The organism is Leclercia sp. AS011 (genome assembly GCF_037152535.1).
Lineage (GTDB): Bacteria > Pseudomonadota > Gammaproteobacteria > Enterobacterales > Enterobacteriaceae > Enterobacter.
This window is the reverse complement of record NZ_JBBCMA010000007.1, coordinates 33515-49395: the sequence shown is the minus strand read 5'-3', so window position 1 is coordinate 49395 and position 15881 is coordinate 33515. Positions and strand designations below refer to the sequence as shown.

General features: G+C 45.6%; 13 protein-coding genes. 5 read left to right on the top strand and 8 right to left on the bottom strand.

What is annotated here, in order from left to right; translation table 11 throughout:
• The 6 genes from WFO70_RS19960 to dsbA form a co-directional block, all read right to left on the bottom strand.
• Window positions 1–1440 (bottom strand): ATP-binding protein, encoded by a 1440-nt coding sequence (locus tag WFO70_RS19960; RefSeq protein WP_337018688.1) that lies wholly within the window; start codon window positions 1438–1440, stop codon window positions 1–3.
• 82 nt (window positions 1441–1522) lie between these two features.
• Complete coding sequence (locus WFO70_RS19955; protein WP_337018687.1) at window positions 1523–3418, bottom strand: transposase; 1896 nt, start codon at window positions 3416–3418, stop codon at window positions 1523–1525.
• 8 nt (window positions 3419–3426) lie between these two features.
• A complete protein-coding gene (locus WFO70_RS19950) occupies window positions 3427–3684 on the bottom strand; it encodes a hypothetical protein (RefSeq protein ID WP_337018685.1) in 258 nt (85 codons plus the stop codon).
• Between the two features lie 4 nt (window positions 3685–3688).
• On the bottom strand, window positions 3689–4495 hold the full coding sequence (locus WFO70_RS19945) for a TnsA endonuclease N-terminal domain-containing protein (RefSeq protein ID WP_337018684.1): 807 nt from the start codon (window positions 4493–4495) through the stop codon (window positions 3689–3691).
• Between the two features lie 170 nt (window positions 4496–4665).
• Window positions 4666–5307, bottom strand: a complete 642-nt coding sequence (locus tag WFO70_RS19940; protein ID WP_337018683.1) for a DNA-binding protein — start codon at window positions 5305–5307, stop codon at window positions 4666–4668.
• Window positions 5308–5649: 342 nt separating this feature from the next.
• On the bottom strand, window positions 5650–6270 hold the full coding sequence (gene dsbA, locus WFO70_RS19935; protein WP_337018682.1) for a thiol:disulfide interchange protein DsbA: 621 nt from the start codon (window positions 6268–6270) through the stop codon (window positions 5650–5652).
• Between the two features lie 219 nt (window positions 6271–6489).
• Between dsbA and WFO70_RS19930 the strand changes: the two genes are divergently transcribed.
• Window positions 6490–7899 carry an MATE family efflux transporter gene (locus tag WFO70_RS19930; RefSeq protein WP_337018681.1) on the top strand — a complete coding sequence of 470 codons (1410 nt, stop codon included), beginning with the start codon at window positions 6490–6492 and terminating at the stop codon, window positions 7897–7899.
• Between the two features lie 101 nt (window positions 7900–8000).
• On the top strand, window positions 8001–8603 hold the full coding sequence (locus WFO70_RS19925; RefSeq protein WP_337018680.1) for a TetR/AcrR family transcriptional regulator: 603 nt from the start codon (window positions 8001–8003) through the stop codon (window positions 8601–8603).
• 400 nt (window positions 8604–9003) lie between these two features.
• Here the strand turns inward: WFO70_RS19925 and WFO70_RS19920 are convergent, their stop codons facing one another.
• Window positions 9004–9351, bottom strand: coding sequence for a helix-turn-helix domain-containing protein (locus WFO70_RS19920; protein WP_337018679.1), 348 nt, complete (start codon window positions 9349–9351; stop codon window positions 9004–9006).
• 88 nt (window positions 9352–9439) lie between these two features.
• Window positions 9440–10870, bottom strand: coding sequence for an efflux transporter outer membrane subunit (locus tag WFO70_RS19915; protein WP_337018677.1), 1431 nt, complete (start codon window positions 10868–10870; stop codon window positions 9440–9442).
• Window positions 10871–10976: 106 nt separating this feature from the next.
• On the opposite strand from WFO70_RS19915, the gene WFO70_RS19910 reads away from it, so the two are divergent.
• From WFO70_RS19910 to WFO70_RS19900, 3 genes are all read left to right on the top strand, one after another.
• On the top strand, window positions 10977–11582 hold the full coding sequence (locus WFO70_RS19910; protein WP_337018675.1) for a TetR/AcrR family transcriptional regulator: 606 nt from the start codon (window positions 10977–10979) through the stop codon (window positions 11580–11582).
• 68 nt (window positions 11583–11650) lie between these two features.
• A complete protein-coding gene (locus WFO70_RS19905; protein ID WP_313889757.1) occupies window positions 11651–12760 on the top strand; it encodes an efflux RND transporter periplasmic adaptor subunit in 1110 nt (369 codons plus the stop codon).
• On the top strand, window positions 12753–15848 hold the full coding sequence (locus WFO70_RS19900; RefSeq protein ID WP_337018671.1) for an efflux RND transporter permease subunit: 3096 nt from the start codon (window positions 12753–12755) through the stop codon (window positions 15846–15848). Before WFO70_RS19905 ends, WFO70_RS19900 begins: the two co-directional genes overlap by 8 nt.
• The last annotated feature ends 33 nt before the right edge of the window (window positions 15849–15881 follow it).

Here is a 15881-nt window from a genome sequence, read left to right as displayed (position 1 = left end):
CTAAACCTCACTATCTGGACTTATTAATGTGTCGCATACAATGCCTTTTAAGAACAATTCATCCATTGAAACCGTCTGATGCACATATCGTTGAAATATGTCTTGATCTTTTATAAGCTCCGCTATGGTATGCGCATTTAATTTTTCATAAATGCTTACTGAGAACTCATGATGATGGGGCCGACTTAAGTCGCCGGGGATTAATAAAAATTTACTGTTATCTTTAAGAAGCGTATCCTGTTCGATATTGCTGTCGCCATCTGGTTGTTTATGTTGACGTTTCAATATTCCAAGAGACCGTTTTAAACGTATTTCATCCACAGCCTGTTTGGATGCTCTAATTGATGTGGATGCACTATAATCAAGTACTTCAGGGGTTATTTCCTCATTTGCCTGTCCAATAAGGAGTCGTTGACACTCACGGAAAATCCTGACAGCGAGTTCGATGTTGCCCACGCTCAGCTCAAAAAGTTTATCACTTAATTCAGGTGTCAGGGGGGTATAAACTCGCGTCCATTGTAAAAGCCATAACTCTTCGATAAAAAGCATCCATTCATCATCATTTTCCAGCAATGTAATTTCGAAATACCCGTTGCTCTCTGCCCGTCGTGCAGTTTTGAGAGTTTTAGCAAGTAACTCATTGAATGGTGGATTAGCACAAAACAATACAGGTATACCAAGATTATTGACCAGGCTATGAATGAAACTTAAGAGTCTGTCTGCACCTCCTGTTTTTGCAAGATTGAGATTCTGCATTTCGTCTATAACCAGAATCCCAAGAAAACAAGATTTAATCCTCGCTTCTATTTGCTCAAGCAACAATGGAATTGTCGCAGCCCGTTTGACAGGGACACTACCTAGTTTATTATCCAGCTCAGTTAATATACTATAACAAAGAGCCTTAATACTTGAGTCCGCAGGACAGTCAACTTTCAACCACACAACTTGCCTGATGAAGATGTCTTCACGATTATAGCTTTTATGTTCAATAACGTCGGGATAACAATTGAGGATCTGTTCCAGCATGCATGTTTTACCAACTCCACTCTCTCCAATAACAGTAATCCCACATCCCTTAGGACTAAAAAAACCTGTAACTGGAGAAATCTCGGGACGATTGTCTACCATATAATGGATATAATTAGCTGTTGTTGGCGAAAGTGGATTTTTTGTCGAGTATCCTTCCTTTATTGCTGTTTCAATTGCTCTGAAACAATTAATGTAGACAGGAAGAGGCTGCCTGAGATCTTTTAACCTTGCTAAATACTCCGTGCGGAATATTGGTTCAAGTTTCCTTTCCTGGGGTGTTGCATTCGGATAGCTACTCAGTTGGATGCCGAGATCAGCATCTGAAACTTTTTTTGGCAATGACTCAATTAGCGGATTCCCCTGATGCTCAGGGAGAATAGCTAAGTGATAGCTAGCTGTTACAACTCTCATTTAACCCCCATCATGTTATTTATACAAATCTATACCATGCATAATTGATAAATCTCATAAAGAGCAAAGCATTAACATGATACTACCCTGCTTTATCCTCATTACTTTTAGTTCTAATCCTTTTGAGTTGTGAAATTTGATTACTTTTTATTTTTTTGTATTGATTTGATAAGACATCATCTACATAATCTATCTCTGAAATGAATTCATCTTCATTGAATCTTGAAGATTTGATAGCATCCTGGCGATGCTGACTGATTTTTTTCAGTCTCTGACTTTTAGATTTAGTAGTTTTAGCTTCTTTTTGATTTTTTTCTGCCTTATGAATTATCTCTTGCTGCACGTCATATCTTTTAACAGATTGCATAGTTATATCAGGAAGTGATGTTCTTCTTTTATTCCAATCCATCACACATTCAATATCTGCATTGTGTTTTTTACCAAATAGTGCTGACATACGCATCAGGTCACAACGCACAAAACTACCACCATCAAACATTTTCACATAGATGAAATCTGAGTTATCTTGATCCACTCGGGCCTCCAGTTTCCAGCGCCCAGAATTTCTGGCGATAATTTTCAGATCTGAAAATTCTGGCGAATCCCACTGATAGAACATCTCTTTATTCAACCTGATCCCTCTATCAGTCATAGACACTGTAATCGGTGGAAGCAACTGTGACCGGATTTCCGATTCACTTGCACAACGTAAAGCATGTCTATGATTATTTAAGTGGATGTTCCAATAGTTTTGCGGTGTGAGTGGTAAATCCGTTGCAACCATCAAACTTGACTGTTTTAAAAGTGTATTTTTAGTGGAATGATTGTGCTCCAGAATTTGTTCAATTAATAAAACTGTTACTTCTTGTAGGGTAAAGCAAGCATCCAGTCTGGGATCTTTTTCACCCCTAACATATGTTTTACCATTAGTTGTCCCAGACAACTGATGAACTAAATTATCGTTCAAAATTTTAAAATGACGTTCAACTATTCCTTTCATGTCAGCACGCCCTGAAGGTGCAATAAGCAAAGTGCCGATGACAGGAACAACGAGAATTTCTGGCTGCTCACAGACAAATTCGCCTCTGTCGCAAAGTAACTTTTGTGGTAAATGATGACATGGCCATTCTGCATCATCTATCTGAAGACCAAATTGAGAGCAATATCTTTTTTTATTTGTGAATGCATTAACCAGTGCTTGTCGGCCTGCACGCCAGGAAGCATACTCCATTGAAACATGTAGCCCGACAACCATCCGACTTTCTTTATCAATAACAAGGTAAACCGTCGGTCGCCCCAGTATCCATTCCCGATTAAAGGAAGAAACTATATGAACATCAAGTACTGTTGCATCCAGTTCAAAGCAGCTTCCGGGAACTTCAGTATGGTCAGTCGCGCTCCCAATAAGAGCTCTTTTATTTAACGCGAAATTTTTGGATGAGGATTGATATTGTACAAGTTCGCTCTCGGGAATAAGCTTTTTAATCCAGTAACGAAATGAGTCATATGAAGGAAGTACGGGCTGGATATTTTCCTTCTCAGCCTGATAAATCTCATTACGATAATAATGCTTAGACATATCATCATAAATGGAATGAAGACTTTTTTTCTTACCCTTAGTGCTGAATTCCCTGATACTTTTGATGAATATCTTTTTATCTTCCTCCGATACATTTCTGTATACAGATTTAGCATCCATAAATGGTGAGATTTTACCCGGTGAACCACGTTTCACATCTCCAGCGATGCGATTTACCCCCTTCCCTCCACTGTTATACCAGGCAGGAAGCAATGCATTTTTAATCTGACCATACATCCAGTATTTATTCAGAAAGCGATATATTTTATTACTATAAGTGTTATGGGATTTGGCATGTTCTGTCAAAATTCCACTTCTTTGGTTGCTGATTAACTCAAGCAAAAATAGAGGTTCTTCAATTAATCCTTGTATTAAAAGAAAGTTATTATCACGTTTCACCCGATGTTTTAATGGTATTTTGCTTTCATGTTTGTCAGGCCTGCAGGAATATCAAAATTTGAAAGTTTACTTTTGTGGGCTAAAATTGATTCGTGAAAGTCGGAAATAAAAATGGATTTTGGCATTCTAATTTTTTGTATGTCTTCTGTAATTTCATATATCACGCAAATGTTTACTTCGTAGTAAAGTGCAAGAATTCGGCAACGGCTATCCTTAGTACCATCAATGCCAGTAATATCCCATATGCTATTGATTTCCAGATTCATTATGTCACCCTACTAAATCAGTATTAATCTTTATGATCCAGGCAACACCGGAATCAACAACAGGCGCATCAAGATCAATAATGATTTTTTTTGTAGCAATCAAATATCTGAATAGTGAAAGTGCATTATCAGCACTCATCCCAATATTAGTCATAAAATCCTGACAAATCTTTGAAACCATAACGGTACCAACAGGAATGAGTGCCAGAGCTAAATCAACTTCGCCTTTATAAGGAATATATCCCTGACGAAGAGGTGCTGTTGCCCATTCAATATTACCTGACTGAATTTTTGTTTGTTCACTGACAACAAAAACCTTAAATGGTACCCCAAGCAATTCCCACCACACCCTTTCAAGATCTAGTTTCTCAGCCACTCTTTCTTCAGATAGCTGTTTCTCTGGCTTAACGCTTATCGCTTCATACCATAACTGCCCACCCTGCTGACAGGTAAGCAACAAATCAGTTGTCATTATTGAAGGGGTTTTAGTTGTAGGGATCCGAGGATGCTGAATACCTATAGTTTCAGCAATTTTCATACTGAGACTCAATGGTAGAAGCGGAAACTGCTCGCGTATGTCTACAACCCGATCAAGAAACTCGGCCTGATAAAAACAAGCGCTCTCCGTTTGAGACAATAAATGATGTGCGCGATTGCTTTTTAGTCCCTGGATCTTAGAACTCGTACCTTTGGAAGGTACATCCTGAACCCTGAGCCAGGGTTTATACCCGGCACCATTCCCAAGCCCATAATGTTTTTTGAGGGCTCTTTGATAGTCCTGTATCGTCAGTAAACTACGTCCTCTAGACATACACGTACCTTTGCATGCAATTCAAAGGGGATACGTGTCAGTATAAATAACACCACAGAAACTAATGTTATTGAGCGCACATTCACGACAAATGCAAAAGAAACCCCCGTCCCGAAAACACGCATATCTCATTGATATTTATTAATTAAATATTCATTTTTGTATGAGATTTAGCTGGCAACTTGGCTTCCAAATAGTTTGGCCGCACGTATTGCCAGTGCCAGCTCTTCAGGTTTTGCTCCGTCCTGCATAATTTTAATCGGGGTTTTAGATGTTCCTCCATCGAGTTGTATCGGTGCTTTCAGCACCCCAAGACGTAGCATAGGATGAGTGTCTGCATCAAACGCATCCATGATTTCTCTTAAACCCGTTACCAGTCCTTTATCGGTGAACTGAAACGCAGGGAAGATAAAATCACCGTTTTGCTTAAACGCAATGAGCTGATTCTTTTTCACCCGCACATTCACAGCCTGGCGGGTTATACCCAGCGTATCGGCTACGAAGTTCACTTTCACGACGCCGCCGAGCTCTTGCAGACTGCTGTAAAACGCCTCCAGATTTTCACGGCGGCGGCGCACTTTTCGCGCCTCGTGGTCTGACGAACGGGTTTTTTGTTCCATCTGAATGGAACAGAGCAGTTGCAACAAAGATCCATCATCCAGCGTTAACGCCTCAAGTACCTTGTTTTTATCTTCAAACTCAGGCATCAGCGAAACAGCTACGTTACTGATCCTTTTCAAAAGATTTTGCTGATGCTCAGTGAGTTTTTCAGAAGCTCTCAGCTCACTTTCTGGGGCGCTGTGTTTGTTCATGAATCACCTCAGTTTGACTATTGCTCTATATTTATTATAAGCAATAGTCAAATCAGTGAGCCAGGCCGCGGTACGCCCGTTTGTCCAGCCAGCTTTAATTGCGGGTCCAAAGTAATAGATTCTGATGGAGTTAAAACCGACCTACTGTGCAGGCTCCCGAGGTCCTGAAGGTCGGGGGACCTGGAACGCATCTGACCCAACTTTCTGTCACGCACGCATCCAGGTCCCAGCCTTCTTTACTGTCGCTATTTACGAAATTGATCTGCCTACTTTCTGGCCGGTGGCTTCAGAAAATTTCATAGCATGCAATCAGTCCTAAAACTAAGCGCCACTGCATAGTCATTAATTTTCAATCAAATACTTAACCGTCGCCGCGTATTGCTGAACAAAAGTATCTAGCGAGCTTGTGTCCATACCCTGCGTATTCAGCTGATATTTTCCTTTGACGAACATCGCCGGAACCCCTCTGAGTTCAACATCCATAGCCGCTTTCTCCTGCTTAGCCACTAAGGCTTTCACTGCAAAGCTGTTCCACGCGCCATCAAAATCTTCTGCTTTGATACCGGCATCAATGAAAACTCTACGGATATCATCAATATTCTTGATGCTGAGTTCCTTTTGAACCGCCTCGAACATAGGGGAAGTGATTTTGTCTTCAACGCCTAACGCGATTGCTACTGCCCACGCCTGCGTCAGTTCTTTGCCTAACGGCGGAAGAAATTCAACGTGATACTTAACGATCTTCGTATCTGCCGGTAGTTTTTCAGCCACTTTGTCTGAGACGTGAATGACCTGTTCAAACTGATAGCAATGCGGACAGTTGAACGAAAAGAACTCCAGCACGTTCGGGGCATCGGGCACTGTTTTGCTTATAGAAATGTACTGTTTTCCTTCATCAAACTGCGCTGCATTAACGCCGGTTGTGAGAAAAATACATGCAAAAGCTGCTAATAAAATCTTCATGAACCCTAACCTCCCGTACTGTACTCAGTGATAATAAAAAATTTTCCATGTGATTTCGGTAACTTAGAAATAAGTTCAGAACCAGGAAACGTTAGCGTTTCATAAAGGGCTTTCTTTTTTCAATCTCATAGTATTATGATCATAATATAAAGGAGCCCACTGGTGCAAACTATGCCCAGCCATGGGCCTTCTGCCTGCTCAAACACTCTGGAGATTTAAATGAAACCTGACAGTCGCGAAGCGGCCAAACTAGCCCGGCAGGAAGCGATTCTTAATGGGCCAGTCTTTAGCACAATGATGCAGCTCGCTGTTCCTACGACTCTCGTACTTATTGCACAAACGTTAGTCAATGTAGCTGAAACATATTACGTATCGTTTTTAGGAACACCGGCGCTGATTGGTGTCGCACTTGTTTTTCCGGTATGGATGCTGATGACCATGATGGCTGCCGGAGGAATTGGAGGCGGTGTGGCCTCAGCTGTAGCGCGTGCGACGGGTGCCGGGAAACACGACGATGTTAACGCGCTCATCCTGCATTCGGTCATCGTAGCTATAGCCTTTGGACTTGCTTTTACAGCCTTCTTTATCGGGCTGGGTGAACATATTTATGCGGCTATGGGCGGATCTGGCGAGGCACTTAGTGCCGCACATGAGTATTCTGTCTATGTATTTTTTGCATCTGTGCCTATCTGGATTGTTAATCTTCTCTCCGCAGTACTGCGCGGCATCGGCAATGTAAAAGTGCCAGCGACCGTCACGCTAATTGGTACCCTGGTGCTGATCCCGCTTTCGCCTTTGCTGATTTTTGGTCTTGGGCCGATTAAGGGCTTTGGGTTAGCGGGGGCAGGTATCGCAATCAACATTTTTTACTGGGTCGCGGCAATAGCTATGTTGCGTTACATGTCCAGTGGGCGCGCCGGTATCCTGATGAAGTTTGTACGCTTACGCTGGCCTCATTTCCGCGAAATTCTCAATGTAGGCCTGCTTGCTGCACTGGGGACTATTCAGCTCAATGTAATGGTTTTACTGGTAACCGGCGCTGTGGGGGTGTTTGGTGTCGATGCTATAGGTGGCTTTGGTACAGCATCCCGTCTCGACTATGTGCTGATACCTGTGCTGTTCGGGATCGGTACGGCAATTGTGACGATGGTAGGGATAAACGTAGGTGCGCGTCAGATAGAAAGAGCGAAACGTATTACCTGGGTTGGTGTCGCTGTCAGCGTGGTATTCACCGAGGTTGTGGGCCTGCTAGTAGCAGTATTTCCGGGCGTCTGGCTTGGTCTGTTCACGCACGATGAAAGTGTTCTGGTTACTGGCAAACTCTACCTACAGATTGTTGCTCCCTTCTATGCAGCCAACGGTATTTTGTTTGCACTCGGATTTGCAGCCCAGGGCAGCGGTTATATGTGGAAAATGTTCCTGGTCGGAACCGTTCGTTTAATCCTCGCAGCCGGTGGCGGATGGATTGCAGTCGAGTACTTCAATGTGGGCCAGGCCGGACTGTTTGTTATCGTCATGGGATCTATGGTGTTAGCCGCACTTATGGGTATAGTGATCGATCGCTCGGGGGCGATGTGGCCCAAATACAATAAACAGAGCCCGTCCGCGCTCAAGACGGTGCGGTCTTAAGCGGTTGATGGTTACCGGATAAAGTTAAAGATCATAGTCTTTGCCCTGAATAGCATTATCGCCATAATGCTATTCAGATAATGCAGGATGAGGAACGTAGTATGAGATATTCCAAAGACCACAAAGAAGAAACGCATAAAAAAATCGTTGAAGCTGCGTCAAAGAGGTTTCGTACAGAAGGTATCGAAAAGGTAGGTGTAGCGGGCCTCATGGCTGATGTTCAGCTTACGGTGGGAGGTTTTTATAGTCACTTTAAGTCGAAGGAAGAACTGATCAAAGAGGCGGTTTGTCTCGCTGCAGATGAAACATTTTGCGCAGCGTTTGGCGCTCCTGAAAATAATGAAAAGCTCACTATTCAGCTGATCCTGGACCGCTATCTCAGTGTGGGACATCGGGACTCGCCAGAGTCTGGATGTGTAATAGCGGCGCTCGCGTCTGAGCTGAAGAACCGACCAGTTGACACCCGTGAGATGATGTCCGACAAGATAACCAGGATAATTGAGCGTATTTCAGACTGTCTTTCTGAAGAGGCAGACTCAGTAACCCGCATGCGAGTTGCCAGCGCTATCTGGGCTGTAATGGTCGGAACGCTGCAGCTGGCACGCATTATTCCGGATAAGGAATTATCAGATCAATTATTGATTGACGGTAAAGCAAATGCATTAATGCTTGCAGGGAAAATAGCCACAGAATGCTGCACATAAGTGCATCACTATATCAACATTTCATTGATTGGGAATTAACTAGCTGACAGGAAATAACATGAACATTCAGGGGGGAACTATTTTAGTAACAGGTCCCGAACGCGGGATAGGCAGCGGAACTGGTTTAGATTTTCACTTGGAATGACGAAGTGAAAATTAATGTCGCCACAGGAACATGGATATTTTACCGAAATTCGGTGATAAAATGGTTACCGTGTAAGTTATAGTGTCTATGGTCATCCCTTGCCGCTTGCGCGAATAAAGATGTATTTTTAGAGGAGTTAAATAAAAAACCACTAACAGTGGCGCTAGTGGTTAAAAGGCATTTTTGCCTATACAGCATTATATTTATAGTAATGTTAAACGGCGAATCACAATATACATGACTGTTTAGAAAAAATTATCCATTAATGCTGGTTTTCTTGGCTCTTATTCTGTACTGGTGGGGAGGAGTACCGTATTTTTTAGTAAATGTTCGGGTTAAGGATTGCTGTGACTCAAAACCATACTTCAATGCCAGATTTAAAATTGTTTCATCGGTCACCAGTAACTCTTCAGTCATGCAGGCAAGTCTTCTGTCCCGCATAAATTTCCCCAGGCTCTTACCGGTTTCTTTCAGAAAAATTCGCTGCAGGTGCCATTTTGAATACCCGGACTTTTTTGCAACATCATCGAGGCTTAGCCTGTGCTCTTTATTGGAATCAATCCACAGTATCAGATGAGATATAAAGTTCCTTTTATCAATCATTTTGACCTCCTTGCGCAGGTGTAAACGCTCTGAAAATTAAATTAATTACCGGTTCGTTGTCATGTGATGTTTTAGAACAATATGGATGCTACCATCCACCACCCAGCGCTTTGTATATTGAAACGGTAGCGAGAGTGCTCTGAACCTGTGCCCGTACCAGGTTATCTGAGGCAGTCAGAAGTGATTCGTCATTATATAAAACATCGATCAGACTGCTGGTTCCGGCTTTATAAGCTGAATAGGACGTTTCACGCGCGGCTTCAAAGGCCTCTTTACTTTTTTTCAGGCTTTCTGCCTGCTGGCGGGTATGGATGGATGAAGATAACGCGTTTTCCACATCTTCCGCGGCATGCAGGACGGTTAATCTGTAGCTGGCAAGCGCCTCCGCATTACGACCTTTTGCCGCCTTTATGTCTGCATTAATCCGACCGAAATCGAACAGCCTCCACTGGAGTCCGAAAATGCCCGCTGCCTGCGATGCCGGGCCTGTAAACATATTGCCGCTTGATACGGAAGTTGATGTCCCGATGAGTCCACTGATACTGAATTTAGGATAATACTCGGCAATTGCAGAACCAATATCAGCGTTTGTGGCAGCAAGCAGCCGTTCGGCGGAAATGATATCCGGCCGGCGTGTTAACAGGTCCGCGGGACTGCCGATATCATTTATTTGATGCGCAGCAGGAATGCCCTGTGGCTGAGACAGCATGCTACGGTATGTGCCAGGTGGAGCACCCAGCAAAACGTCGACTGCGTTCATTTCTCTTGCGAGATTATCCTGCAGCGTCGGAATGAGAGACTTAACGTTGTAAAAGTTACCTTCTGCCTGACTGACCTGGTAATCAGAGGCGAGTCCCTTGTCCTTAAGTAAGGATATTTTCTCCAGCAGTTCCTGCCGTGTACGAAGCTGCTTTTCCGCTACTGCTATTCGCGCCTGTAGTCCACGAATTCTGATGTATGTCTCCGCAGTTCTTGAGGTAATACCCAGGCGCGTCGCTGAAGCCTGAGCCACGGTTGACGCATAGAGTGAGATGGCTGACTCACGGTTTCGCTGTAAACCGCCAAATATGTCAATCTCCCACTGAGCCGAGACATTACCGTCGTAGCTGTTACCATATCTGTCATAGTCGGGGCTGTTTACCATCAACCGGCCTTCAGGTGTCTCAATGGACTGATAATTACGGCTGGCCTGAGCAGAAGCGTTACCCGAAGGCAACAGGGTTGCTGTGGCATAATCTGAACCTGCCTCCGCTTGACTGATACGCGCTCTGGCTTGTTCCAGCTCTAGATTTTGTCCGAGTGCGTGTTCAATGAGTTGGTTCAGTATGGGATCTTTAAAATTTATCCACCACGCTGCAAGGCTGGTAGGATCATGATTCTGAACCGCTGAGGAGCCGGATTCAGTGGTCACATAGCGATCGGGCAAAGCTGAGGATGGTCTGGAATAGTCTGGCCCGACGGTGCAGCCAGCGATGAGCAAAGAACTCATTAATCCGGCTATGTTTCGTTTAGATACCATTTCGCACTCTTGATTTGAGAAATACACTTACTAACCTGTGACCATATTGTATAATGGTCACAGGATTGTCAATTAAGTTTACTGTTTACACAGAGGGGATGTTTTCATGCCGACACAGGACGAAACCAGAGGACCTGCAGAACACAGCGTCAGGGACCAGATTGTACAGTCTGCTACCGAATATTTCGGCCACTATGGATACGAAAAAACCACCGTTGCCGAACTGGCAAAATCAATTGGTTTTTCAAAAGCCTATATCTATAAGTTTTTTAACTCTAAACAGGCAATTGGAGAAGTTATCTGCGCCAACAGACTGCGGATGATCATGGATATCGTTGAAGCCAAAATTGCCGATTCGATCTCATCGTCAGAAAAATTAAGACTGCTGTTCAGAGCGCTGATTGATGCAAACAGCGACTTGTTTTTCCATGACAGAAAACTGTATGACATTGCCGCAGCGGCAAGCGTTGAGCAGTGGTCTTCTACCGTTAACCATACGAATCAATTAAAGAAAATACTTGCAGGAATCATTAACGAAGGACGCCTGAACGGGGAGTTTGAAAGGCGTTCACCCCTGGATGAAACTGTGGATGCTATTTTTCTCGTTCTTCTCCCGTACATTAATCCGGTTCAACTGCAGTACAACCTGGATGTAGCCACTCAGGCTGCACAACAGCTCCCGTCACTCATACTAAAAAGTCTGATGCCTTGATGTGACCATTGACTAAATTGGTCACTTGAACGAATATTAGGTTTTCTACCTCTCCTAAAAGGGAACCTATGTTTCGGGTAAAGTTACTTTCAGTTGCTGTGGGTCTGATGAGCCTGTCCATTACTGCCTGCGGCGATTCAGCTCAGACTGAAGATCCCAGAACACAGCCACCACTCGTCAGAGTGGCCAGTGTTCAGGGCACCTCAAATACCTCGCTAACTTTTACGGGCACTGTCGCATCACGCGTTGAAAGTGATTTAGGCTTCCGTGTAGCCGGGAAAATTCAGGAACGCCTTGTCAATCAGGGACAGAATGTCAAAGCGGGACAGCCGCTTATGCTGATCGATCCTGAAGATTTAGGTCTGCAGGCAAAGGCTCAGGAACAGGCCGTTGCTGCAGCAAAAGCGCGTGCAAATCAAACCGCTGAAGATGAACGTCGTTACAGAGGTCTTGTAGGCACCGGCGCGATCTCGGCTTCAGCGTATGATCAGGTAAAAGCACAGGCGGCAACGGCACAGGCAGACTTAAGAGCGGCGATTGCACAGGCTAACGTTGCCAGAAATGCCACAAACTACGCGGTGCTCAGGGCTGATGCTGACGGGACGGTGATGGATACCCTGGCTGAACCCGGCCAGGTGGTGTCGGCGGGGCAAACAGTCATCAGGCTTGCCCGTGCCGGTCAAAGGGAAGCGATAATCAGTTTACCGGAAACGCTGCGCCCCAAAACCGGCAGTGAAGCAACGGCCAGTCTGTATGGCGATCCCCGTACCTCTGTGAAAGCAACGCTCCGACAATTATCTGATTCAGCAGATCCTCTAACCCGGACTTTTGAAGCGCGATATGTGCTTGATTCCCCACTTTCGCTGGCCCCTCTGGGCAGCACTGTTTCTGTCAAAATTCATGAAGAAGATTCAGCTCAGGGGATCACTGTTCCAACCGGGGCAATTCATGACGCAGGAAAAGGGCCGGGCGTATGGCGGGTGGTGGGTAAGCCTGCGAAAGCAGCCTGGACGCCGGTAAAAATCGTCAGTCTTGGTAGCGAGTCCGTTGTCGTGAAGAGTGCGCTGGAACCTGGTAATCAGATAGTTGCGCTGGGTGCTCATCTTTTGCATGACGGTGAACAGGTTCGCCCGCTACTCATGTCAGAGCCGGGTGTGAAGGAGACGGCAAATGAGTGAAAATCGCTTCAACCTTTCCGCTCTGGCTGTGCGTGAAAAGTCGGTAACCTTATTCCTGATCCTGCTTATTACCGTTGCCGGCATTATCGCCTTCCTCAAGCTGGGAAGGGCGGAGGATCCCCCGTTCACAGTAAAACAGTTTACAGTCATTACGGCATGGCCAGGTGCGACAGCACAGGAAATGCAGGACCTGGTTGCTGAGCCCATTGAAAAACGTATGCAGGAGCTGAACTGGTACGACCGTACTGAGACCTATACCAGACCCGGCCTGGCCTTCAGCGTGGTATCGCTCAAGGATAGCGCGCCGCCCTCCGTTGTTCAGGAAGAGTTTTACCAGGCACGCAAGAAAATCGGCGATGAAACAGGGAATCTCCCTGCCGGTGTGATTGGACCGATGGTCAATGATGAATTCTCTGATGTCACGTTTGCTATCTTCGCGCTTAAGGCGCGGGGGGAGCCTCAACGCCTGCTTGTGCGTGATGCTGAAAAACTGCGCCAGCAACTGTTACACGTTCCCGGGGTTAAGAAAGTCAATATTATTGGGGAACAGTCCGAACGTATATTTGTTTCCTTCTCGCATGAAAGGCTGGCAACGCTTGGCATATCCCCGGAAGTCATCTTCTCAGCACTGAATAATCAGAACGTACTGACACCTGCAGGCTCTATTGATACATCAGGTTCACAGGTGTTTTTACGTCTCGAAGGTGCGTTTGACGAGCTGTCCAAAATACGTGAAACCCCGGTGGTCGTAAAAGGTAAAACGCTAAGATTATCTGATATCGCTGAAGTTGAACGCGGATATGAAGATCCTGCGACTTTCCAGGTCCGTAATAATGGTGACCCCGCTCTACTGTTGGGCGTGATCATGAAAGATGGCTGGAACGGGCTCGATCTCGGGAAAGCACTTGATGATGAATCCCAGAAAATTAGCGAAACACTTCCGTTAGGCATGACATTCACAAAAGTGACGGATCAGTCAGTGAATATCAGTGCAGCCGTCGATGAATTTATGCTGAAATTTTTCGCAGCATTACTGGTCGTGATGGTTGTGTGTTTTGTCAGTATGGGCTGGCGCGTCGGCATTGTTGTCGCCGCTGCAGTACCGCTGACACTTGCTGTCGTTTTCATCATTATGGCGTCCACAGGGAAGAACTTTGACCGTATTACTCTGGGCTCGCTTATCCTTGCCCTGGGTTTGTTGGTGGATGACGCCATCATCGCGATAGAGATGATGGTCGTAAAAATGGAGGAGGGATACAGCCGCGTAAAAGCCTCTGCCTATGCCTGGAGTCATACAGCTGCTCCAATGTTATCCGGAACGCTGGTGACCGCCATCGGTTTTATGCCAAATGGTTTCGCCCCTTCGACTGCGGGTGAGTACACCAGCAATATGTTCTGGATTGTCGGTATCGCCCTGATTGCATCATGGGTGGTAGCCGTGGTGTTCACCCCGTACCTGGGGGTCAAACTTTTGCCGGAATTGAAAAAGGTGGAAGGGGGACATGCTGCAATCTATAACACCAAAAATTACAACCGGTTCAGAAATATTCTGGCAAAAGTGATTACCAGAAAATGGATCGTCGCTGGGGTTGTTATTGGTTCATTTGCCCTGGCCATAGTCGGTATGGGGTTTGTTAACAAACAGTTCTTCCCGATATCTGACAGACCGGAAGTCCTTGTTGAAATACAGATGCCGTATGGCACCTCTATCGAGAGCACCACCCGGACCGCGGTAAAAGTTGAAAGCTGGCTGAGGGAACAAAAAGAAAGTAGTGAAGTGACATCTTACATCGGGCAGGGCGCAGCACGTTTTTATCTGGCCATGGCGCCGGAGCTACCCGATCCTTCCTTTGCTAAAATCGTTGTCCTGACAGCAGATCCAACAGAGCGGGAAGAGCTCAAGTTTCGTTTAAGACAAGCCATCAGTGACGGTCTCGCTCCTGAAGCGCAGGTTCGCGTTACGCAACTGGTATTTGGACCATATACACCCTATCCCATCGCGTTCAGGGTTATGGGACCCGATCCTTCTGTTCTCCGTGATATCTCAGCGAAAGTTAAGGATATCATGGAGAAAAATCCAATGATGAGAACTGTTAATACCGACTGGGGTACACGGGTTCCGTCATTACGATTTGTTCTTGACCAGAACCGGCTTAATGCCGTCGGCTTAAGCACCGCAGCAGTTTCTCAACAGCTGCAGTTCATGCTCTCTGGCGCACCGATTACCGAGGTGAGAGAAGATATCCGTTCTGTGCAGATCACAGGCAGAGCTCTGGGTAACGTACGCACCGATCCCGCGCAAATTTCATCATTGACCCTGACCGGCGCTCAGGGGCAGCGAATTCCGTTAACCCAGGTCGGAAAAGTAGAGGTGGTGATGGAAGATCCTCTGCTCCGGCGTCGTGACAGAACGCCAGTAATTACTGTTCGCGGAGATATTGCAGAAGGGCTTCAGCCACCGGATGTATCTGTGGCGGTCATGAAAGAATTAAAGCCAGTGTTAGATGGGCTCCCTGACGGATACCGGATCGAAATGGCGGGAGCCATTGAGGAATCCGCTAAAGCCAGTAATGCCATGGTACCGCTCTTCCCAATAATGATTGCGCTGACGCTGCTCATCATCATCATGCAGGTGAGATCGATTGCCGCCATGATCATGGTTTTTGCTACCAGTCCCCTGGGTCTGATAGGTGTGGTGCCAACATTACTGCTATTCAATCAGCCATTCGGTATAAATGCACTTGTCGGCCTGGTCGCGTTATCAGGAATACTGATGCGTAACACGCTGATATTGATTGGGCAAATTCATCATAACGAGAAGGAAGGGCTCGATCCCTACCATGCGGTTATCGAAGCGACGGTGCAGCGTTCACGTCCGGTTCTACTGACAGCACTTGCAGCCGTTCTAGCCTTCATGCCCCTGACCCACTCTGTGTTCTGGGGAACCCTGGCCTACACACTTATTGGTGGAACAATAGGTGGAACAGTGATGACGCTGGTCTTCCTGCCTGCAATGTATTCAATCTGGTTCAAAATCAAACCGCGTCCTGATGAAGGGAATGTCGGGCAAATGGAATCACGTTCCTGATATGTAAGGGGCGGTGTGATTCCGCCCCGAATA

Excerpts from the sequence above, each read along its gene's own strand:
- WFO70_RS19960 (WP_337018688.1), bottom strand. The coding sequence starts at position 1,440 with ATGAGAGTTGTAACAGCTAGCTATCACTTAGCTATTCTCCCTGAGCAT.
- WFO70_RS19950 (WP_337018685.1), bottom strand. The coding sequence starts at position 3,684 with ATGAATCTGGAAATCAATAGCATATGGGATATTACTGGCATTGATGGT.
- WFO70_RS19945 (WP_337018684.1), bottom strand. The coding sequence starts at position 4,495 with ATGTCTAGAGGACGTAGTTTACTGACGATACAGGACTATCAAAGAGCC.
- WFO70_RS19940 (WP_337018683.1), bottom strand. The coding sequence starts at position 5,307 with ATGAACAAACACAGCGCCCCAGAAAGTGAGCTGAGAGCTTCTGAAAAA.
- dsbA (WP_337018682.1), bottom strand. The coding sequence starts at position 6,270 with ATGAAGATTTTATTAGCAGCTTTTGCATGTATTTTTCTCACAACCGGC.
- WFO70_RS19930 (WP_337018681.1), top strand. The coding sequence starts at position 6,490 with ATGAAACCTGACAGTCGCGAAGCGGCCAAACTAGCCCGGCAGGAAGCG.
- WFO70_RS19925 (WP_337018680.1), top strand. The coding sequence starts at position 8,001 with ATGAGATATTCCAAAGACCACAAAGAAGAAACGCATAAAAAAATCGTT.
- WFO70_RS19920 (WP_337018679.1), bottom strand. The coding sequence starts at position 9,351 with ATGATTGATAAAAGGAACTTTATATCTCATCTGATACTGTGGATTGAT.
- WFO70_RS19915 (WP_337018677.1), bottom strand. The coding sequence starts at position 10,870 with ATGGTATCTAAACGAAACATAGCCGGATTAATGAGTTCTTTGCTCATC.
- WFO70_RS19910 (WP_337018675.1), top strand. The coding sequence starts at position 10,977 with ATGCCGACACAGGACGAAACCAGAGGACCTGCAGAACACAGCGTCAGG.
- WFO70_RS19905 (WP_313889757.1), top strand. The coding sequence starts at position 11,651 with ATGTTTCGGGTAAAGTTACTTTCAGTTGCTGTGGGTCTGATGAGCCTG.
- WFO70_RS19900 (WP_337018671.1), top strand. The coding sequence starts at position 12,753 with ATGAGTGAAAATCGCTTCAACCTTTCCGCTCTGGCTGTGCGTGAAAAG.